Annotated in this window: 16 protein-coding genes and 1 tRNA gene; 1 reads left to right on the top strand and 16 read right to left on the bottom strand. The window is 56.0% G+C overall.

From position 1 onward, the window contains the following. Positions 1–346: 346 nt before the first annotated feature. The 9 genes from AC0YOA_RS32740 to hrpB all read right to left on the bottom strand — a co-directional run bounded on the left by AC0YOA_RS32740 (position 347) and on the right by hrpB (position 12,454). Positions 347–1,684, bottom strand: coding sequence for an amidohydrolase (locus AC0YOA_RS32740; protein ID WP_475790160.1), 1,338 nt, complete (start codon positions 1,682–1,684; stop codon positions 347–349). Positions 1,685–1,983: 299 nt separating this feature from the next. Continuing rightward, on the bottom strand, positions 1,984–2,343 hold the full coding sequence (locus AC0YOA_RS32735) for a Lin0512 family protein (RefSeq protein ID WP_210039685.1): 360 nt from the start codon (positions 2,341–2,343) through the stop codon (positions 1,984–1,986). A gap of 169 nt (positions 2,344–2,512) precedes the next feature. Beyond that, positions 2,513–3,652 carry a response regulator gene (locus tag AC0YOA_RS32730; protein WP_475790159.1) on the bottom strand — a complete coding sequence of 380 codons (1,140 nt, stop codon included), beginning with the start codon at positions 3,650–3,652 and terminating at the stop codon, positions 2,513–2,515. Positions 3,653–4,067: 415 nt separating this feature from the next. Further along, positions 4,068–5,198, bottom strand: coding sequence for a DUF3900 domain-containing protein (locus AC0YOA_RS32725; protein WP_475790158.1), 1,131 nt, complete (start codon positions 5,196–5,198; stop codon positions 4,068–4,070). A gap of 304 nt (positions 5,199–5,502) precedes the next feature. Further along, positions 5,503–6,300 carry an EcsC family protein gene (locus tag AC0YOA_RS32720; RefSeq protein WP_475790157.1) on the bottom strand — a complete coding sequence of 266 codons (798 nt, stop codon included), beginning with the start codon at positions 6,298–6,300 and terminating at the stop codon, positions 5,503–5,505. A gap of 35 nt (positions 6,301–6,335) precedes the next feature. After that, a complete protein-coding gene (locus AC0YOA_RS32715; protein WP_210039990.1) occupies positions 6,336–6,995 on the bottom strand; it encodes an MgtC/SapB family protein in 660 nt (219 codons plus the stop codon). Positions 6,996–7,101: 106 nt separating this feature from the next. After that, on the bottom strand, positions 7,102–9,186 hold the full coding sequence (locus AC0YOA_RS32710; protein WP_475790156.1) for a HelD family protein: 2,085 nt from the start codon (positions 9,184–9,186) through the stop codon (positions 7,102–7,104). A gap of 423 nt (positions 9,187–9,609) precedes the next feature. Continuing rightward, positions 9,610–9,888, bottom strand: coding sequence for a DUF1294 domain-containing protein (locus AC0YOA_RS32705; protein ID WP_210039680.1), 279 nt, complete (start codon positions 9,886–9,888; stop codon positions 9,610–9,612). Positions 9,889–9,928: 40 nt separating this feature from the next. Further along, positions 9,929–12,454 carry an ATP-dependent helicase HrpB gene (gene hrpB, locus AC0YOA_RS32700; protein WP_475790155.1) on the bottom strand — a complete coding sequence of 842 codons (2,526 nt, stop codon included), beginning with the start codon at positions 12,452–12,454 and terminating at the stop codon, positions 9,929–9,931. Between the two features lie 211 nt (positions 12,455–12,665). Here hrpB and AC0YOA_RS32695 point away from each other — a divergent pair. After that, positions 12,666–12,742, top strand: a tRNA-Asp gene (locus tag AC0YOA_RS32695). A 138-nt stretch (positions 12,743–12,880) separates the two neighbouring features. On the opposite strand, the gene AC0YOA_RS32690 is transcribed toward AC0YOA_RS32695, so the two are convergent. From AC0YOA_RS32690 to cobT, 7 genes are all read right to left on the bottom strand, one after another. Next, positions 12,881–13,594, bottom strand: a complete 714-nt coding sequence (locus tag AC0YOA_RS32690) for an adenosylcobinamide amidohydrolase (protein WP_475790154.1) — start codon at positions 13,592–13,594, stop codon at positions 12,881–12,883. Next, positions 13,595–15,607: a cobyric acid synthase gene (locus AC0YOA_RS32685; protein ID WP_475790153.1), complete on the bottom strand. Its 2,013-nt coding sequence runs from the start codon at positions 15,605–15,607 to the stop codon at positions 13,595–13,597. Between the two features lie 121 nt (positions 15,608–15,728). Then, positions 15,729–16,835, bottom strand: a complete 1,107-nt coding sequence (gene cobD / locus AC0YOA_RS32680; RefSeq protein ID WP_475790152.1) for a threonine-phosphate decarboxylase CobD — start codon at positions 16,833–16,835, stop codon at positions 15,729–15,731. Positions 16,836–16,924: 89 nt separating this feature from the next. Further along, on the bottom strand, positions 16,925–17,734 hold the full coding sequence (gene cobS / locus AC0YOA_RS32675; RefSeq protein ID WP_475790151.1) for an adenosylcobinamide-GDP ribazoletransferase: 810 nt from the start codon (positions 17,732–17,734) through the stop codon (positions 16,925–16,927). Continuing rightward, entirely contained in the window at positions 17,716–18,696 is a 981-nt protein-coding gene (gene cbiB / locus AC0YOA_RS32670) for an adenosylcobinamide-phosphate synthase CbiB (protein ID WP_475790150.1), read from the bottom strand. The genes cobS and cbiB overlap by 19 nt, the downstream gene beginning before the upstream one ends. Before the next feature lie 2 nt (positions 18,697–18,698). Then, on the bottom strand, positions 18,699–19,337 hold the full coding sequence (gene cobU / locus AC0YOA_RS32665; RefSeq protein WP_475790149.1) for a bifunctional adenosylcobinamide kinase/adenosylcobinamide-phosphate guanylyltransferase: 639 nt from the start codon (positions 19,335–19,337) through the stop codon (positions 18,699–18,701). A gap of 41 nt (positions 19,338–19,378) precedes the next feature. Next, positions 19,379–20,434, bottom strand: coding sequence for a nicotinate-nucleotide--dimethylbenzimidazole phosphoribosyltransferase (gene cobT / locus AC0YOA_RS32660; RefSeq protein WP_475790148.1), 1,056 nt, complete (start codon positions 20,432–20,434; stop codon positions 19,379–19,381). Positions 20,435–20,451: the final 17 nt, after the last annotated feature.

Genomic DNA, 20,451 nt, shown 5'->3' with positions numbered 1-20,451 from the left:
CTTCCATTCATCTCCGATTCCTGCCCGCGTAATAAGAAACGGCTGCCGTTGTCCTTCTGGCGGCGCAGTTAGTTTCTTCCCATAGACCTTATAGACATAAAGAGGAGTAAAACTTATACATGCTATAAGATGAACAAGAGGATATCCTATAACTGTTCCAGCTCATATCCATATACTGTTCGTGCTTTCATGATCAATTATTCCAATAATGGCGTTAACCGGCTGTTTCGTCAACATCAGCCAACGGGCACTTCCATAACCTTGCAGATGGAGCGCCGGCGCCGCTTTGAAATGTAGTATAAGATCAATTTATGAACAGAACATGAACGAAGAATAAGGACAAACGCTAAACACCTTTGACAATTCTGGCAGCCCTGTTCGCGACCTGGCTGTACAGCTCATCCTCATCTATCGTCAGCAGCTTTCTTCCCTGCATCAACAGTACCCCGTCAACCAGTACACTGTCGACGTCCGCCCCGTTTGCGCTGTATGCCAGCAGTGCTTCAGCATCATGGATGGGCTGCAGATGCGGCTTCTTTAGATCAATCAGGATCAGATCCGCCCGCTTCCCGGCTTCAAGCGTTCCCACATCCCCATCGATACGCAGCAGCTTTGCGCCCTCTATCGTTGCCATACGCAGTGCCTGAGCGGCCGGCAGAAGCGTTGGATCGCCAAAATCCAGCTTTTGCAGCCAGGCAGCCGCCTTGATTTCCTCGAACATATCGAGCGTTGCCGCGCTGCCCGCGCCATCCGTACCAAGCCCCACCGCAACACCCTGCCTCAGCAGTTCGCTGACAGGAGCGATTCCGCATCCCAGCTTCAGATTGCTGACCGGATTATGAGCGACTCCTCCCTTCATCCCGCCCAGCAGACGAATATCCTTATGCGTCAAATGAACCGCATGCGCAAGCAGCACATGCAGCGAATCGAACAGCCCAAGCTGATGCAAGTATTCCGTAGGTGTCAGGTTATACCTTTCCCGAATGCGTACAACCTCTTCCCGGGTCTCTGCCAAATGGATGTGAACCGGAATTCCGCGTTCCCTGGCAAAGGCAATCACCTCCTGCATCGGCTGCGGCGGGCACAGATAGGGTGAATGCGGACCGATCATCGTCGTTATGCGGCCGTCCGCCGCTCCTGACCAGCGGTCGATCAGATCCACTGCCTCCCGCATACGGATTCCGCCGTCATCCTGCATAAACACCAGCCCCCGGGTAAGAGACGCCCGCATCCCCGTCTCTGCCACGGCATTTGCGATGCTGTCCATTTCGATATACATGTCGGCAAAGGCAGTCGTTCCCGAACGGATCATCTCGGCCATGGCCAGCTTTGCTCCCCAATAGATATCTTCCCGGTTCATGTTGGCCTCGGCAGGCAGCATCTTCTGATCGAGCCAGTCCATCAGCTTCAAATCATTCGAAAATCCGCGCAGCAGGCTCATGGGCGTATGCTGATGGGAATTGACAAGGCCGGGCATTACGGCCATTCCCTTCGCTTCTATAATCCTATCCGGCTGTGAATTCTCCCTTCTCTGCTCTTCGGTCCTTCCCCGGCCTTCCCCGGCTTTGTGCGGATACCTGACTACCGATGCGATCCGTTCGTCCACAATCCATAAATCTCCCTGAAAGGGCTGGGCTCCAGTCTCCATCGTCAAGATCGTACCGCCTTTAATCAACGTCCGCATGCAACCACTCTCCCTAACGCTTCATAGAGTAAGCCATTTCCGCATGGCCTTCACAAGTACGGTAAGCGTTGACCCGGGGTGAAGGTCAATCCCCGAAGACCCGATTATTTGTGAGCAATGACACTGTCCTCCAATGCGCATGCCACTTTGCCGCGGGATGAGTTAAGATGACAGGCATTCCTGAACGAAAACAAGTTTAACGGGAGGCTCGGTCAAAAAAAGGACAGCAGACAGGATTCAAATCCTGTCTGCTGTCCTTCCTGTCAGTCCTGCCGTCGTTGGGGCGTCTGTACCGGCAGTTAATACCCTACCTCTACCGAAGCGATAACAACATAGATCAGATCATTCTTGTCTTCTTTATCCGGCAGCACAATTCCGCTTGAAGTTACCATTCCGCCGTCGACGATCTCAATCGTAACCTGACCATATGGGAGCTCCGATCTGACCGCTTCCTCGTCCAGTCGTTCACGGTCGCAGGGGACGGCCAGTCTGACATGAACCTTCATCGCCTGCAAATCATTGCCCGGAAGCACGGAGCGGAGACCCGGCATAGAGTTGTGGTGGATTGCATTCTGAACGGCTCTCACTGCCGCTTTCGTGATGTTCTGTCCATGCAAGTCGGTACCCATACCCAGCTCTATGAAAAAGACATTGTCCACGTTGATTCCTCCACCTTTGTTTTTTCTTGATTATAACAGATTGTGGAACGCTTCATGAACCTTGCGGCGGAGCTAAGCTTAAAAACAAACGCAGCACCGGAATCCGGCGCTGCGTTTGTTCTCCTGATAGCTGCCTGAAGTTAATGGTATGAACCTCATACAGTCGCCTTCAGGCGCCTATCCATTCCATGATGTCTGCCCGCGGCGCTCCCCCCACCTCTTCGGCCAGGATCTGCACCAGCTTGCCGTATTGAATTCTGGCCGCTTCCGCATCCCCGCACTGCCGGTACAGCTTCATCAATTCGAAGTGGAGTTCTTCGGCGTGGGGAAACTTGTCTAACAGCTGGTTGTAGAGATGGATCGCTTCTGATACGCGATTCACCTGCGCCAGCAGCATCGCCACCTCCGATGTATGCCGGAACCATAAATAGCGGAGGCGCTGGCGTTCACTCTCGGCCCATAAATAATCGTAATCCGCCAAATAGTCGCCGCGGTACAGTTCCGTAAGGGCAAGATGATGATCCAACGTATCCTTCGTCAGCGCCGGTGTCCCCATTACGCCCTGCTCCCACACCTCGATATCAAGGGGAAGCCCGTTTACTTCAAGCTTGTAGCCCTTCTCATTGCTTTTCAAAACAAGCGTGACATCCAGCGCCGCGATGGTTTTGCGGATCTGATAGGCAGTTGTGTAGAGCTGGGTATAGCCTTTCTTGTAATCGACCTCCGGCCATAGAAGCTCCAGAAGCATATCCTTGCGGATCAGCTGCTCCCTGTGCAGAAGCAGGAAGGAGAACAGCTCCTGCGCTTTAAAAGTGCGCCACGGAATGGACTCCAGTTTGCCGTTGTCAAGCTCCAGCGTCTGGAAGCAGCGCAGCATAGCCGGTGAAGCTGAGACGGGTGATACGGGTTGAATATCGGACGCTTCAGGCCTACCGGCTGCCACAGCTTGCGGCAATGAGAGCTGCAGCCGCTCCACAGTCCTTTTCAGCCGCTCGGCATTCACCGGTTTTAGCAGATAATCGATCGCGTTAAGCTCAAAGGCTTTGATCGCGTAATCGTCGTATGCGGTAACGAACACAACCTTCAGGTTCGGATCGCGCATTTGCAGAATCTCAGCCGCTTCAATACCGCCCAGAGCCGGCATATCAATATCCAGGAAAGCGACGTCCGGTTTAAGGCTCTCCGCCTGATCGACCGCTTCCTGCGCGTCCCGTAATTCAGCGAGTATATGTATGCCCCCGATTTTCTCCAATTGTCTGCGTAAATAGTGGCTTGCCAGCGCTTCATCATCAACCAGTATCGCCTTCAATTGTATTCACCCCTATGCCATGTTCGAGCGTAAGACATCATATTGCAGCCAATTTCAAATTGGCTTGTTCATCATTTATGAAGTGTATCAAGGATGCGAGATGAATCTGTCGCATACACTCGATTGCTGTCAATACAGATTGTAGTTGTTCGGAAAATGTAAAACAAGCCCGATTTTTTTAGACAAGGAAGAGCCGTGCTTCTTAAAAAAGGGCTGCTCTTTCTTTTATCGGTTTGTCGAGTGATGAATTCAATAGAGACTGGAAGAAACAATTATTTTCCTATTATATGGGTATAAAGTTGATTCGCACCCTTAGGGGGATCAAAAGGTTAAGCGCTATACTTCTCATAAAAAAAGGAAATCCCGGTCATTCCGGAATCCCCTTACCCCCTGCTGCTATGGATGAGACCGACTGTTAATATGGCAGCTCGTTGTCTTCTGGACGAGTTATATCTGCCTGCTGGCTATCGCCGCTCTTCCGCTCTTCTTGTGCACGACCAACCAGCTCCAGCACTTCGAGCAAATCCGGTGGCTGCAGCAGCTCCACCGGCGATACGCTGCGGTCAAACTGAAACGCGTCGCCTTCAATGAGCGCAATATATCGGCCATTATATGTGGCAAAATGAATCGCGCGCCCGAATTCCGACAGCGGTCCCTTGACCGAAACGCCATCCAGCTTGAAGGCCACGCTCAGGTTCGGCTGCTGCTCTACCAGCTGCTCCGCGGCCGCTGCAACCTGCTGATGGGTCCAGCTCTCCTGCAGCTCCCTCTTCTCGCTTGCCGCCCATGCCTCGAAGCGCTGAGCCTCCTGCTCCCGCTCCTCGCCGTCCTGGCCCTGCCACTTCTCATCCATATAGTCATGCACCATGGTAATCATCTGTTCGCTCATCAGCTCCGGCATCGCTTTCTCGTAGCTTACAAACCGCAGAAAATCCTCGAAATACCGGGCATGCGAGGCTTGATGGATTTTCAGCTCCCAGGGCTCCAGCATCCCCTCCTCCGGCATGAAGGGATATTGAATGGACTTCATATTGCGTGCGCTGATGGCCATTTCCACATGTGAAATCAGGCTTTTCTCATCCGAGATCCGGGCTATCTTCGGTTCAAAATCGCATTTCAGGATAAACAGCAGGGGCTCGTCCGTATGCCGGTTCGGCGTTGCCTTCACAACGATCAATGCGCCTCCGCGGACGGCTGCGGCATCCATATAGAGACGGACAAGCTCATCCGCGTAGCTATGGTAATCCTGGTTGTTATCCGCTTCACGAAGCCGCTGAAACAAATTATAGTTCGGGTTACTGTCCAGATCATATCCGGGTTCAGCGATAAATCGTCCGATTTTGGTTGGCGCGTTCTCCGTATTGGGATGGCGCTCCGCCTTGCGCTTGCATATCCGCTGAAACTCGCCATCCAGAAAAGCTTTCAGCTCACTGTCGGCGTAATCGTGCTGGTCCATGGTTTGAAAATGCTTGAACGTCTTGGCGGCATTATCCGCTCCGTCTGCCTGAATAACAAAAAAAGATAGATGATGCACAATAAAATCCATAGGTGCGTCCTTCCCCTTTGCGGCTCATAATAACTTGCTTGCAGCACTTGTAAATAACTGCTGTGTCGGAGCTGCAAACCCAAGCCAATAGCATAGCATAATTTTTCAGCCGGATTCCAGTGCTGTTTTCTTCCTTATGACCGCAAGTACGCTATTTTCAAAGGCTTTCGCGTCCCCGGGTATAAGAAATGCAACAGGAGCAGCTGGCGGATCATCATCTGCCTGCATTGAGATGAAAAGAAGCCAGGAAACCCATAGGGGTTTGACCTGGCTTCTCCCATTTCATTTGCGGCTCCGCGGTTTTCTAATGCTGGACATCCTCAAACGCGTTCAACCGCTCCAGCACCCGGCGTTTGCGGTACAGCATTGTTGCCGCTTCCGCCACATCCTTCAGCATGCCCCGGTTGATAAAGGCTCCGAACAGGATACCTGCCACGGGAATGAGCTGAAACAGCTTCTTCCAGCCAAAATTGTCCCGGTAGGTGGCCACAACCTCCCGCCAGCCCTGAATCTGCGAAGCCATCTGATTATGGGATTCCGGCTGGCCGAAATGTCCGAGCTGCTCCAGTATCGCCTTTTTGCCGACAATGTCGGAGGAAGCAAACTGGAGGCATTTGATTACAAATACCCGTTCTTCCTTGAGCCTGGGATCGTAGCCGTAGCTGACCGCAACCTCCTGAATCGCTTTGAGCGAAATGCCCAGCAGCACCGGAATATCGATGGCCAATGTGAAGATGCCGCCAATTCCCGTCGTCGCTCCCTGAACGGTGGCAAAGGCTGCCCTGCTCTGCGAAATTTCTTCCGCGGACTTGTCCATAACCGCAAGCGGGCTGGACGCAGCTTCCTCCAGCGTATCCACACCAAGCTTGCGGAGCACCATATTCTCGGCGATCAGATATTTTCCGCCGGGCTGGACGAAGCTGCCGATCTCGTCAATGGCCAACCCGATTTTGTCCTGCAGAAAACGCGGGGTTAATTTGTCCAGCAGCACGAAGGGAAGCCGACCCAGTTTTTCCCAGAACCAGAGGTCCTTCTGCGAGCTTTCCCATTTCTCGATTTCCGCAAGGACGCTTACAAGCTCCTCTTTTGTTTCAATCGTCATGAAGCATAGCAACTCCTCTGCTGTGCGGCGGACCCTTACTGATAATCAATGGTACGCACAGCCGGTAAATTCTGAATAACAAGAATCAGCTGATTGATCTGGAATGAGGGAGGCAGTATCATTTGGATATCGATCTCGATTTCGGCCGCTTCATTTTTCACCACATGAAAACCGGCAATCCGGATGCCCTGCTTCTCAATTTCCTGCAAAATGAGGTCCAGCATGCCGGTCTCGTTGTCCGCCCGGATGAAAACCTGCTCGGTTCGCGGACTTCTCAGCCAGCTGAGCTTCAGGTGGAGCAGCTTTTGTCCGATGAAGATCAGCAGAGTGACACCGACACCCACCGTGTAGAGCCCGGCTCCAATCGTCAGGCCAATGCCCGAAGTCGCCCAAACGCCCGCGGCTGTTGTCAGTCCTTTCACCGTTTGCTTTTGCATGAAAATCATTCCGGCTCCCAGAAAACCGATCCCGCTGACGACCTGTGCGGCTATCCGCGCGGGATCAAGAGAGAGATTATCCCAATTCAATTGATCCTGAAATCCGTATTTGGAAACGACCATCATCAGCGCAGCGCCCACAGCCACAATAAAATGGGTCCGGATGCCCGCTTCCTTCATCCGGCTTTTCCGCTCGTACCCGATAATCGCTCCACAGGCGCCTGCTATTACTACGCGAAGCAAATAATCCAGTTCCATATTCATTTCCCACTCCCCAATCATCATTAACAAAACCTGAAGCCGGCATACAGTTCATGTCCGCCAGCTTCAGGTTTTGTTACCGCCTTATGGGTAAAAAACCGCATCATCCTTCTGCTGCCAGCAGATTCGTAAGCGGACCGCGGTGCAGCAGCTTCAGCTTGTGAAGCGCGCGGGTGCAGGCCACGTAAAGCAGCTTCGCGTCATTGTCTCCGAAGCTTGCCGCGTCCGCGTCGGCAATCAGAACGGCGTCAAACTCCAGCCCTTTGGCCAAGTAAGCCGGTACAATGGTCAGACCGCCTCCGTAGGCCTCCTGCCTGCTTTGGATCAGAGAGGCCTCGATTCCTTCCGCTGCGAAATATTCGGCCAGCTCCAAAGCGGATCTGGCAGTTCGGGCAAGTACCGCAACGGTGCGATAGCTGCCTCCTTCTTGCCAATCCCGCACGGTTCGCACAGCTTCCGCGAGTCGCCCCCTGTCCGTCCCATGCTCTATCGTCTCCACAGGCTCGCCGCTGCGGAATACCGGAACGGCAGGCTTCACACCGTCTCCCATGCTTCCGAGAATACGGTTGGCAAAATCAATAATTTCCATCGTGGAACGGTAGCTGCGGTCCAGCTCGAAATAGCCCTGCTCTTGCTCATCGAACACATTTGTCAGCTCGGTCCAGCTTGTAATGCCCGCATACCGGTGAATCCCCTGCTGCAAATCGCCAAGGATGGTCATTGAAGAGTGCAGCTGGCACAGCTTCAATGCCTCCAGCTGGAAGGGCGAGTAATCCTGGGCCTCATCGATTACGATATGATCGTAAACAGGCTGATCCAGACCGTACAGCCGCAGTTGAATATAAACGAGCGGGGCCAGATCCTCCGGCTGCACGAGCTTTTGCTTCAGCGCTTTCATTGTTGCCGTACGCGCCTTGAGCGGAATGAGCTCAGCCGCTTCCGGGGTGCCCAGCAGATCGCCATACAGCTGTGCGGCGGTATAGGAGGAAATCTTTTTACAGTAGGCATTCAGCCTTGTATTGGCCTTGCTCTTCAGCTGGCGGTCCGTGAAGCGGCGCGCCTTCCATTCCGATTCCAGCCATCGCTTGATCCGGTTAACGAGCCGTTCGCGGCGCTTCATAAACGGTTCATAGCTGTCCTCGATCAGCAGCCATTCACGAATCGCCTCGGGATGAAGCGTCAGACCGTCAATTGGCTCAAAGGGAAGCTCCGGCAGGAGCGTCGACTCCAGCTGCTGCAGCCTGCTGTCCACAACCTGCTTGAACGCCAGACTTCCCTTGATGCGGCCGGGAGCCTGCTCCATCTCTTCCCTTGTCCGCGGATGCTCGAACCAGTACGCCATCGTATCCGTCGATTCGTCCAGACGGACCGACTTCTCGAGCCGCTCGATCGCCCACTCGTTGTAGGTTGTCTGCAGAATATCACCGACTCCGAGCTCCGGCAGCACCCCCGAGATATAATCGAGAAACATCCTGTTGGGCGCAAAAATAACCATCCGCTCGGCCCGAATCCGGTCCGCATACCGATACAGCAAATAGGCCAGCCGGTGAAGGGCAACCGTCGTCTTTCCGCTTCCCGCTACCCCCTGGATAAAGACGGTCTTGTTCTTCTCCGTCCGGATAATCCGGTCCTGCTCCTGCTGAATGGTCGAGACAATATCCCGGAGCCGGTTGTCCTTGTTCTCGCCAAGGCGGTACAAGAGGAATTCATCCGTGACCGACTCTTCCTCCTGGCCTCTTATATAGCTGTCAACGACTCGTTCCAGCACTCCGGCGCGGACCATCAGATTGCGCTTAAGATGAACGGTTCCCTCTACGTCCCCTTCAGGAGACTCATAGGCTACCGGAGCTTCCCCTCCGCTGAACGCGTAGAACAGGCTCGCAATGGGAGCCCGCCAGTCCACCACCAGCAGCTCCTTGCTCGATTCGTGCGCCACGCCGGCTTTGCCGATATAGAGCGGCTTGGGATCGCTGTGCGAATGCTCCTGGAAATCGATCCGGCCAAAATAAGGCTCGCGCTCGGCGACCTCCAGCCGCTGCTGCCTTTGTTCGCGCTGCAATTGCAGCATTTGTTCCGTAAAATCATTGCCCGTGTAACGGGGCCCGATCGCAAGCAGCTGGCCGCGAATGTGCCGGAGCACCTCGTCGATCCGCACCGCTTCGTCTTGAAAGGCACTTTGAACAGACATGTCAGTTACCCTCCTGAAAGTTTATAGTTGTTGATCCTTGAGACCCGGCATGAGACATGGGGCAAGACGGCTGACGCCAACCTCTTCGGTGCAAAGCAGGATTCTACCTCAAACCTGAACGGAATTTATAGAAATGAAGCGCTATAAATTCGATAAGGTCAAGAAAGCCGCATTCGCATGCGGCTTGTTCGTTCTTCTTTATGAGGTCTCCGCATCAGGCTTCTAGCCATGGGAATCAATCGCTTATAACACGAATTAGAAATATAGCATATATAGAGCCGGCAGTCAATGATAATGAAGATATCCGGCAGCCTGATACAGCAAATAAGCACGTTTAAGCAGCAGAACCTCTGAATTGCGGCGTTATGCTCCGGATCCACCATGAGCTGCTTTCCCGCCTGCCCGTTCTCATCTTATGATTTGCTAGATGAGGTAACGGTACACTGCTATCAGGATGGCGGCATGAATCACAACCATGACAGGCAGGCCTGCTGCAAAAGCGATATGCTTCGTTTTGTGGCGGAACATGCGCATAGCCAGCCAGCCGCCGAGTGCGCCGCCGGCTGCTCCGATTCCCAGAAGCCTCCGTTCGGGAATGCGGTGTTTGCGGCCGCGTGCGCTTGCGGAGCGGGATTTGTCCACCCGCATAAGAACAAACGCAATTATATTTATAATGACCAGATAAAGCCCAAGCAGCTGCATTCTTTGAACCTCCGAATTTTAAACGATTACAAGTATTTTCTTACATCCGCGGTTTGGTCCGGTTCGTCGGTTGGGCTTTAAGAGGGTTATCCGGCCAATAATGCTTGGGATAACGCCCCTTCAGATCCTTCTTGACCTCGAAGTAGGCTCCCTGCCAGAAGCTTGCCAGATCGCTTGTCACCTGCACCGGACGCTGGGCGGGCGACAGAAGATGGATCGTTAGCGGCAGCTTGCCGCCGGCAATCCGGGGCGTCTGCTGCCAGCCGAACACCTCCTGCAGGCGGACAGCGAGCACGGGAGCTGCCGGGTTGCTGTAATCGACGGGAATGCGCGAGCCGCTGGGCACAGTCATATGGGTCGGAATTTCCCGGTCCAGCTCCTGACGCTCCTGCCAGGAAAGCTGGGATTCGAGGATCGGCACCAGATTGATTCTTGCCAGATCCGATCGGCTGCGCATCCCGCCAATATAAGGGGCGAGCCACTTCTGCATCCCTGCCAGAAGCGATTGGTCGGAAACATCAGGCCAGGTTCCGTTATGCGCATGCATCAATTCAATACGGGCCTGGAGCTGTCTGGCTTGCCTCGTCCAGGGAAGGACCTCGAGCCCAAGCTCGGCTATGCCGTTCATGAGCGCCTGGGCTACCAGGGCAGGATCCGCATCAGCCAGCTGGCTTTCCTTGAGCACAAGCGCGCCCAACCGCCGCTTGCGCCTGGCGCGGACAGCTTGAGCCGAACGGTCCCATAGCACTTCGGCTTCGTCAATAATCTGCTTGCCCATTATCTCTTCCAGCTCTGTCAGGGTGACCGGTGCGGCGAGCAGCATCCTGCTGTCCGTCCCGCTGTCTTCAAGCTCGGCCGCAGCCAGATAGGCCGCTCCCGACAGCGGCTGCAGCTCCCGGACGACTGCGCCGCGCCCGCTGCGAAGCAGGAAGCGGCCGTCGCTGCGGCGCTGAGCAATCCGGTCCGGATAGGCCAGCGCCAGCAGCAGCCCGCAGCTGTCTACACCGCCGGCAGCGGAATTCGCGCCTGCCGCGGGGGGAGAAATCCCCGCCGCCCGCCTCCATTCCCGGGCTTCGGAGGCAATTCGCCTCATCACCGCATCATCCATTGCGCCCGGAGGATGGCCATGCAGCGCTTCCAGCCGCAGCCGCATATCAATGCTGCGGACAGTGCTGCGAAGCGGATCACGATCGCTGAGCAGCGCAGCCAGCTCGCAGGCGGTGGCGCCATAGCCCAGCTTGTCCGCCTCCAGCACCATATGGGCCAGCCGCGGATGCATGCCAAGCTCGGCCATAGCCCGGCCATGCCGGGTTGGCTTGTTCCCGGCATCCAAAGCGCCAAGCTCGCGCAGCAGCTCCCTCGCTTGCGCATACGCCGCAGCCGGAGGCTGATCGAGCCAGGCGAGATCGTCCGGCTCGGCAGCGCCCCAAACCGCCAGCTCCAGCGCCAGCGGTGCCAGATCGGATTCCAGCAGCTCCGGCTCGCTCTGCGGCCTCAGCTGCCGGTGCTCATGCTCCGTCCACAGCCTGTAGCAGACGCCCGGCGCTTCCCTCCCTGCCCGGCCCTGCCGCTGATCGGCAGACGCGGCCGAAACAGCAACCGTCTCCAGCCGCGACATGCCCGTCCGCGGCGAGAATCTCGGCACCCGGCTAAGACCGCTGTCGACAACAATACGCACACCCCGCACCGTCACGCTGGATTCAGCTATGGTGGTAGCCAGTACAATTTTACGCTCGCCCGGCCGGGATGCGGCAATCGCCAGATCCTGCGCCTCCGAGGGCATGCTGCCGTGGAGCGCCATCACCCGCACATAGGCTCCAAGTGCCGATGATGCCCCGCCAAGCAGTCCCTGGACACGGCGGATCTCGCCCGCCCCGGGCAGGAAGACAAGCACATCCCCGTCATGACTTCGGACAGCGTCCGTTACGGTTCGTGCGACAGCTTCCTCGATGCGGCCCTCCAGCCGTTTTGGAGCATAATGCGTCTCGACCGGAAAAGCGCGTCCCTCGCTGCGGACAACCGGAGCGCCGCCGAGCAATGCCGATACCCGCCCTCCTTCCAGTGTGGCGGACATGACAAGCAGCCGCAGATCCTCCCTCAAGAGCGACTGCATCTGAAGACAGAGTGCAAGTCCCAGATCGGCATGCAGATGGCGTTCATGAAACTCGTCAAATATAACAATCCCGACGCCCTCTAGCGAAGGATCCGATTGAAGCATTCGTGTCAGCACGCCCTCGGTAATGACTTCAATACGGGTTGCCGGCCCCACCTTCGTGTCCATTCTTACCCGATAGCCGACGGTTTCGCCAGGCTGCTCGCCAAGCGAAGCTGCCATGTAGCGGGCCGCCGCGCGGGCCGCCAGACGCCTGGGCTCCAGCATCAAGATACGCTGTCCCCCAAGCCATGGCGCATCCAGAAGCGCAAGCGGGACACGCGTTGTCTTCCCGGCGCCGGGAGCGGCAATCAGCACCGCGCTGTGCCCGATCGACAGATGTTCCCTCAACTCCGGGAGCAGGGCATCGATCGGGAGCACCTCATTGACATGATTTGTATGCTGAAGATCCATCCATTTCATTCTCCTCTATCAAATCAGCATGGCTGCCATGCTTATGGTCAAATCAATATTTCTATTATAGTGTTTCACAACCGGAAGAGATAATCAATCATGCCATGCAAGCGACGTATCGCCCATTAGACACTTTCTAAAAATATAATAAATAAAAAGACATTGCACATGGGCAGGCTGGCATGGTATGATATGCCTTGTCTTATTGCATGGAGCTGTGGTGTAGTGGCCCAACATGCCTGCCTGTCACGCAGGAGACCGCGGGTTCGAATCCCGTCAGCTCCGCCACTTATGAATGTTATGCAATCTAAATTAAGAGCAGGAACCGCGGTTCCTGCTCTTTTTGTGCTTCCCGCAAGATTGACAGGCTGGTCATAAAGGTAAGACGCCTCTTATCCATATTCAAGGACGGTTCCAGAAGGCATGCTATTCCTTCTGCGTTGAGACAGCCTCGTACACACTTTCATAAACCATTCGTCCAACCGCATTGCCAATTGTTGTCGCTGCTCCAGCATAGGCATGAAGTCCGAGATAACGCTCCGACTGGCTTGCGCCAATCACGATCGCGTCGGTTGTCGTGCCTGTGGCGGCAAGGCCATGAAGCGAATCGGCAATACCGAGGTCGGCGAGCGCAGCCGCCTTGGCTTCCGTTGCGGTAATCACGGCATTCACCATTGCAGGCGGCGTCATCCGTCCGTCAATCAGCACAACCGAATTTATCGTTCCCGCTGTATAGGAGGAGAAGGCAGGGCGAAGCAATCCTGCTCTTGCCGCATTGCTAGTGCCTGCGGTGGTGCAGCATACGATGGTGAATTCATCGCCCCTCATCTCGGTAATGGAGGCATGCGTCAGCTTCGCAGCTGTCAGCAGACCCACCGTGGATTGCGGCGGATATCCCCGCTCGCTCAGCATCATATGCAGATCATGTACAGGATCCGAACAGTCATAGGCGAGCGGAACCTTCCAATTGATGATCCTTTCGGTTATCGAGAAACCACCGCCGAGCACCGCGCTGCTGATCGTCTCCAGCGGCCTGGCGCATGTAATGATAATCGCATCTTCTACATGCCTGATCTGGATCTCCCGCCAGCACTCCGATAAATAACTGCGTCTATCCGCACTTCGAAAAGGCTGGGGCATTTACGCTTCGCCTCCTCTGTCTGTCTCCGGCTCCTTCAGTCCCATAATGGCTATGATCTTTGGTATGTCCACATGCGCCCTCACATGAACGGCAAGCCGGTTGAACGCTTCCTCGCGAAGCTCATTGACACGTACGCCGACGGATAAAGGCTCCCAGCCTTTCACCGAGCGCAGCAGATTCAACCAGCCTCTGCGGAAATCATCATTATGCAGCACGCCATGCAGAAAGGTTCCCCATACGCGGCCGTCCGCAGATACGCAGCCGTCATACTCGAAGGCGGCCTCTTCACCGACGGTTCGTTCACTATCCGACTGATGCCTGGACAATTGAGCCTCTTCACCGCAAGCTTGTTCCCCAGCCGACTGTTGCGCGGACAGGTGAGCCTCTTCACCGCAGGCTTGTCTACCATCCGACTGATGCCCGGACAGGTGAGCCTCTTCACCGCAAGCTTGTTCACCAACCGAATGACGCCCGGACAGGTGAGCCTCTTCACCGCAGGCTTGTCCGCCATCCGAAAGACGCCTTGACAGCTGGTTCACTTTATCGACGGATCTTACGCCTTCCGACTCGTACCGAGTCAGCTGGCCTTCTCCTGCCGGCTGCCGGGGCAGCCGGACCGCTCCATTACCTGATGCCTCCAGCACGGCGGGTATCAGCTTAAAAGGCCTTCGTTCCGCCGGGTTGAGCCGTCCTCCTGAAGATATCCTGCTTCCGGCTTCCACCAGAGCCCCAACCGTGCGCCAATTCACCCGGCCCGTATGGATCTCAAAGCCTTCCACTGGATAATCGCGCTCCAGGCCGGGAAGCCAGGCACTCCCCTTCACTCTCTCCGTCCGTTTCTCAGCGGCGAACGTCACGTCGAAACCAAACCAGCCAAAGCCATGAGTCTCGCCGCGGTCGGATTCGGTATGAAGCGGGTCCAGCAGCCGTTCTCCGAGCATCTCATATCCTCCGCATATTCCGACTGCATACCCGCCGCTGCGGACATGCTCCTCCAGACGCGCGGCGAGCCCGCTTTCACGCAAATATAGCAGATCATCGACCGTGTTTTTACTGCCGGGGATGATTACCGCGTCCGGCTCGCCCCATTGCTGCGCCGAGGAGACGAACCGAAGCTGTACATCCGGCTCGCTGCGCAGCGGATCAACGTCCGTAAAATTCGAAATATGCGGCAGACGAAGCACGGCGATATCCAGTTTGCCTTGAGCTTCTGCAGCGGGGTATGCCTGAGCTGCCGCCGCCATTCCCCTTACCGCATTATCAAGCGATAACGAATCCTCATCTTCCAGCCCGACATCCGGCAGATAAGGCACCACGCCAAGCACCGGCTTGCCGGTTTTGGCTTTCAGCCAATCCAGCCCGGGCTGCAGCAGCGAAACATCGCCGCGGAATTTGTTTACGATAAACCCGCAGACGCGTTCACGCTCGTCCTCCTCCAGAAGCTCGAGCGTGCCGACGATGGAAGCGAACATGCCGCCGCGATCAATATCCGCCACGAGAATGACAGGCGCTTCCGCCCACTTCGCAGCCTTCATATTCACAATGTCCCGATCCTTCAGATTGATTTCCGCAGGGCTTCCGGCGCCTTCCAGAACGACAACGTCATAAGACCCGCGCAGCGTGCGCAGCGACTCTTGTATAATGGGTCCGGCGCTTAGGAGAAACTTCTCCCGGTATACGGCGGCTGCATAATCCCCCAGCGGCTTGCCGTGCAGAACAACCTGCGACACCATTTCCTTCTTGGGCTTCAGCAGAATCGGGTTCATATCCGTTGTGGCCAAAATCCCGCAGGCATCTGCCTGCATGCCCTGTGCTCTGCCAATCTCTTTGCCGTCCCAGGTCACATAGGAGTTCAAGGACATATTTTGTGATTTGAAGGGTGCCACGCGGCAGCCGTTTTCTTTGAAAATGCGGCACAGGGCAGCAGTAAGCAGGCTTTTGCCCACATCTGAAGCGGTTCCCTGCAGCATAATGGTTCGCGCTTGTTTCGGCAATGCCTTGTCGTCGTCCATCTTCACCTGTCCCTTCTTTTTTTTGCAGACTGATCTGATCGGCGAGTATACTCCTGCTCATCCAATTTGCACCGGTCCGGGTATTTATATATTCGGTAACAGGTCCTCTCAAGCGTTCCGTTCATCCCCGTTCCAGCAAAGGCTTCAACGCCTCCAGCAGCCGGATATGATCCTCCCGGAACCGCACCGCTACCCGGCAGTAGCGCTCATCCAGACCGTCGAAGAGCGAGGCGTCACGGATCAGTATGCCGCGAAGCCCCAGCTGCTGCTGAAGGGACTTTGCATCAAGCGAATGCTGCCGCGGCAATGCAAATAAAATGTAATTTGCGGCTCCTTCGTAAACCGCCAGACCGAGTCGCTTCAATTGCACGGCCAGCCATGGGCGCTCCTCCGCAAGCCAATCCATGGTGCTTCGCCGGTATTCCATCTCGCCAAGCACCGCTTCGCCGATTTGCTGAGCCAGCGAATTAACGCTCCAGGGCACTTGAAGCGCCTTGAGCCGGTCAATCGTTGCCGGAATTGCGACCATATAGCCCAATCGAATACCGGGAATCGCGTAGAATTTGGTCAGTGAACGGATGACGATCAAATTCGCATGAATGGCCGCTTCCTTTAGTAAGCTGAATGCCGCCGCCTCCGGAACAAAATCCATAAAAGCCTCGTCCACGACAACCCTCTCGCCTTCTCCCAGAAGCTCCCGGATAATCGCAGGATCTGACAGCTGGCCGGTCGGATTGTTGGGAGAGCCCAGAAACCATAATGCTTCCCCGGCGCCGACTCCCTCCGCGCGCAGGGAAGCAAGCATATCGGATACCTGCTGCAGCGTCAGCCTGAATCCCTCTTCCTCCGAAAGCGCGAGCTTCTTGACGGCACTTCCGCATTTTATGGCAGCATCGCTGTATTCGACGAAGCTCGGAGCAGTCACGATCGTCACCTTTGGCCGCAGCAGCCGCACCGTCAGGTCGATCAGCTCCGCAGCACCGTTGCCAGCCAGAATTGCGCTCCCGCTTACCCCGTGATGATTGGCAAGTTTGTGAATGAGCCCTCTTGCTGCGGGATCGGGATAATGTCCAATCGTTCGTGCGTAATCCGCCAGAAGACTGGCAACACAGGCAGGCGGACCCTGCGGGTTCATATTGGCGCTTAAATCGGTAAAGCTCCCGGCCCCGATGCCGAACAGCTCCTGGGCGGTTAACAGGTCTCCGCCATGACCGAATCTCTCCAGCATCCAGGACTGGCCTCCTTATATGAGCAAAGATATTATTTAATGATGGATCAGTCCAACTTTGACTGCCTCGCTGACCGCAGCAGCCTCAGCTATCGAACCAGCCAAAGCAGGGCAAAAAGCAGCATGCATTCCAATATTTCATTGAGCGCACCATAGGTATCACCGGTCAATCCGCCTAATTTGCGGGTGAAGTACCGGGAAAGCAACGTCCCGCAAAACAGCGCAAGCCCCCCGTGGACAAGGAAAATCAGTCCGATATCCAGCCATGACCAGCCGCACGCAATGCCGATAATGATAACAAAAGTAAGCTGCATTGCAGACGCAGCTGTTACGTGCTTTTTGCACACCGCCCGGAATAACACGGCAAGCCCTTCGCCCGGTCTGGCGAACGGCCATCCCGCCATCGAGCACACCACCCACAGCCGGCTCCAGCCGCATACCATAACCACTAGAGGCGCAGCCTCCACCCACCCGCCCTCACCCTCCAGAAGCGCCGAGAGCGTGGCAAATTTCAGCAGCAGCAGAAAAATAGCAGCCATGACGCCCATAGCCCCAACCCGGCTGTCCTTCATAATGTCCAGCATCCGCTCCCTCGGGCGATGGCTGAGCACGCCATCCGCGCTATCCATCAGTCCGTCCAGATGAAGAGCGCCGCTGAGCGCCGTCCAGATCAGTAGGATTAATACGGCAGCTGGAAGTGCGGGAACAGCCAGCGTCAGAAGCCATCCGGCAGCAGCGGTAATGCCTCCTATCACAAGCCCGACAAGCGGATAATAGACTGTGCTTCTTGCCAGTACGGCAGGAGTGAAGGGAATTTCAACGGGAACCGGAATACGTGTCATGAATTGAAAAGCGGCCCCGACAGCCTGCAGCTGCGCTTTCAGCGAATCCCGCACCATAGCAGAACCACCCCCGCAAACCAAAATAGACTTACCAGATAAAGCAGCCGGATGGTCAGGATAATATCCCCTGCTTCGAGAGTCCGCAAGGGCCAACCTAGACGCGCCCGTTCGCTGACTTTTCCGAAATAAACATTGCGCCCGCCAAGCTCGATCCCCAGCGCTCCTGCGACAGCCGATTCGGGAATTCCGCTGTTTGGGCTTGGATGAAGGCTGGCAAAAATATGGATCGCTCCGAGCGCTCTGCCTGCCGACAAGCCTGGCGTCAGCCAGGCAGCCAGAGCCAGCAGCAGTCCGCATATCCGGGCCGGAATGAAATTCAGGATATCGTCCAGCCTGGCGGACGCCCAGCCCAGATAAAGATAGCGGTCATTGCGGTAGCCGACCATGGAATCCAGTGTATTCGCCGATCTGTACAGCATCGCAAGCGGAGCCGCCCCGATGAGGGCGAGGCATAAAGGAGAAACAAACGCATCCACGGTATTCTCCGCGACCGTTTCCACCGCAGCTCTGGCAGCGTCGGCTTCCGTCATCGCCTTGGTATCCCTGCTGACGATATAGCCAGCGTATTTTCTCGCCTGCTCAAGATCCCCCGACACAAGAGGACGATGAACCTGCATCGCGGCGTCCTTGAGCCCCTTTACAGCAATCGTCGTGGAAATAAACCAGCAAGATACGGCATATCCCATCCAAGGGTGGATCCAATCCGCCACAGCCGTAATCAGCCACATGATGGCGAAAGACAACAGCGTGGTGACTGCCGCAAGCAGAATCCCCCGCCCCTTCAGCGTAAGCGGAGGAAGCTCCGCCCCTGTCGGGTATAGCCGTTTCTCCAGGGCGCTGATGAACTTCCCAATCCAGATGACCGGATGCGTCGGCCATTTCGGATCGCCAATAATCCAATCGATGACAATCGCGGCCGCGACCAGGAGCAGGGTTTCAGGCAGCGAATAGAACAGCACCTTCAGCGCTCCTCCAATCGGAAAGCATATGCTTTCAAATCCAGCGCAAAACCGGCCACAACAAGAAAGGCTTGATCGCATTGCGCCGCCAGCCTGCGGTTGAGGCGGCCCGCTTCGTCGCGAAACCGGCGGCCGAGCGGATAAGCCGGAACAATGCCGCTCCCCACTTCATTGGTTACCAGCAGCAGCGGGCCACTGTATGCAGCAATCGCGGCCAGCAGCTTGTCAACAACGGCTTCAATGGTATCCGGCTGCATCAAACCTCCGTATTCTCTTTCATCGGCAGCGTCCGCTGCGAAAGCATTCTGTCCGGCGGCATCCAGCCGGAGCATCCAATTAGTCAGCCACAAGGTCAGACAATCCACCAGGACGGCAGGCCTCCGCCAGTCTGGCCCTCTCTCTGCGGCATCCTTCTCCAAGCGCAGCAAAACCGGGGCAAGCTCAAGCGGCTCCTCGATGGTTTGCCAGCGAAAATCGGCCGCTTCACGCGAGCGTTGATGCTGCGTTATCCGCTGCGTCATCTCGTCATCCCAGCTCTGGGAGGTGGCAATATAGATGCCGCTGTCCGTCATCTGCATGGCATAGCGCTCGGCAAAATCGCTTTTTCCGCTGCGTGCGCCGCCTGTAATCATTACCGCCATTGCTATTCTTCCTTTCTCTGTCCCATCCTCGTGAACCGGACTTACCCGCGAGAGATTCCGGCACTCTCAAAAGTCGCCATCTCTCTCATTACAGCAAGCGCAGCATCAACAAAATGAAAACCCAGCACCGCCCCGGTTCCTTCACCCAGACGCATGTCCAAGTGAATCATCGGCGAGATCCCGATGCGTCCCAGCAGCTCGCCATGACCCTGCTCGTTGGAGAGATGGGAGCCCAGCATATAGGGAAGCGCCTGCGGCGCCAGCCGGCAGGCCACCAGCGCGGCAGCCGAGGAAATATATCCGTCAATGAGGACAAGGCAGCGGCTGGCTGCTGCCCCGAGAATGACGCCGACCAGACCGGCAATCTCGAGTCCGCCGACCTTGGCCAGCACATCAAGCGGATCTGATGGATCCGGCTTGTTGACCGTGATCGCGCGGCGAACCACTTCGACCTTATGCCTGCGGCGTTCTTCATCGATACCGGTCCCCCGTCCGACCGCGGCATCCGGATCCATTCCGGCCAGCAGCGCGGATATAGCTGCGCTTGCCGTCGTATTGCCAATTCCCATCTCGCCCGTTGCAAACATCCGATACCCGTCCGCGGCCAGCTCATTCGCCAGTTCTGCGCCTGCTGCAATCGCCTGCAGGGCCTCCGAACGGGACATGGCTGGCCCTTTTGCCATATTAGCCGTGCCCGCGCGTACCTTCCGCTTGATCAGATGCGGATGTTCAAGCTCTGACTTTACGCCGATATCGACGCAGCTAACCAGCGCTCCTGCCTGACGTGCCAGAACATTAACTGCCGCTCCTCCTGCCAGAAAATTCAAAACCATCTGGGCTGTCACCTCGGAAGGGAACGCGCTTACGCCCTCTTCGCAAACCCCATGGTCGGCTGCCATCACAACAACCGCCCGCTTTGACAAGTCCGGTGCCAGTTCGCCGGTTATTCCGGCTATTTGAGCTGCTATCGCCTCAAGCCTGCCGAGACTTCCCGGAGGCTTGGTCAGATTGCTCAGATGCTGCTCCGCAGCCTCAACCGCCTCCTTGCTCACAGGATCAATGCCCTGGATGAGCATATTCAGCTTCGCTTCATTCATTTTTCGTTATCTCCCTT

The organism is Paenibacillus sp. JT22N12 (assembly GCF_056269365.1).
Note: the sequence above shows the minus strand (reverse complement) of the source record. Positions and strands in the feature narration are given on the sequence as shown.

What these genes read in the sequence shown, in the direction of transcription:
- AC0YOA_RS32740 (WP_475790160.1), bottom strand. Translation starts at nt 1,684, where the DNA reads ATGCGGACGTTGATTAAAGGCGGTACGATCTTGACGATGGAGACTGGA.
- AC0YOA_RS32725 (WP_475790158.1), bottom strand. Translation starts at nt 5,198, where the DNA reads ATGGATTTTATTGTGCATCATCTATCTTTTTTTGTTATTCAGGCAGAC.
- AC0YOA_RS32720 (WP_475790157.1), bottom strand. Translation starts at nt 6,300, where the DNA reads ATGACGATTGAAACAAAAGAGGAGCTTGTAAGCGTCCTTGCGGAAATC.
- AC0YOA_RS32715 (WP_210039990.1), bottom strand. Translation starts at nt 6,995, where the DNA reads ATGGAACTGGATTATTTGCTTCGCGTAGTAATAGCAGGCGCCTGTGGA.
- AC0YOA_RS32710 (WP_475790156.1), bottom strand. Translation starts at nt 9,186, where the DNA reads ATGTCTGTTCAAAGTGCCTTTCAAGACGAAGCGGTGCGGATCGACGAG.
- AC0YOA_RS32705 (WP_210039680.1), bottom strand. Translation starts at nt 9,888, where the DNA reads ATGCAGCTGCTTGGGCTTTATCTGGTCATTATAAATATAATTGCGTTT.
- hrpB (WP_475790155.1), bottom strand. Translation starts at nt 12,454, where the DNA reads ATGGATCTTCAGCATACAAATCATGTCAATGAGGTGCTCCCGATCGAT.
- AC0YOA_RS32690 (WP_475790154.1), bottom strand. Translation starts at nt 13,594, where the DNA reads ATGCCCCAGCCTTTTCGAAGTGCGGATAGACGCAGTTATTTATCGGAG.
- AC0YOA_RS32685 (WP_475790153.1), bottom strand. Translation starts at nt 15,607, where the DNA reads ATGGACGACGACAAGGCATTGCCGAAACAAGCGCGAACCATTATGCTG.
- cobD (WP_475790152.1), bottom strand. Translation starts at nt 16,835, where the DNA reads ATGCTGGAGAGATTCGGTCATGGCGGAGACCTGTTAACCGCCCAGGAG.
- cobS (WP_475790151.1), bottom strand. Translation starts at nt 17,734, where the DNA reads ATGGTGCGGGATTCGCTGAAAGCGCAGCTGCAGGCTGTCGGGGCCGCT.
- cobU (WP_475790149.1), bottom strand. Translation starts at nt 19,337, where the DNA reads ATGGCGGTAATGATTACAGGCGGCGCACGCAGCGGAAAAAGCGATTTT.
- cobT (WP_475790148.1), bottom strand. Translation starts at nt 20,434, where the DNA reads ATGAATGAAGCGAAGCTGAATATGCTCATCCAGGGCATTGATCCTGTG.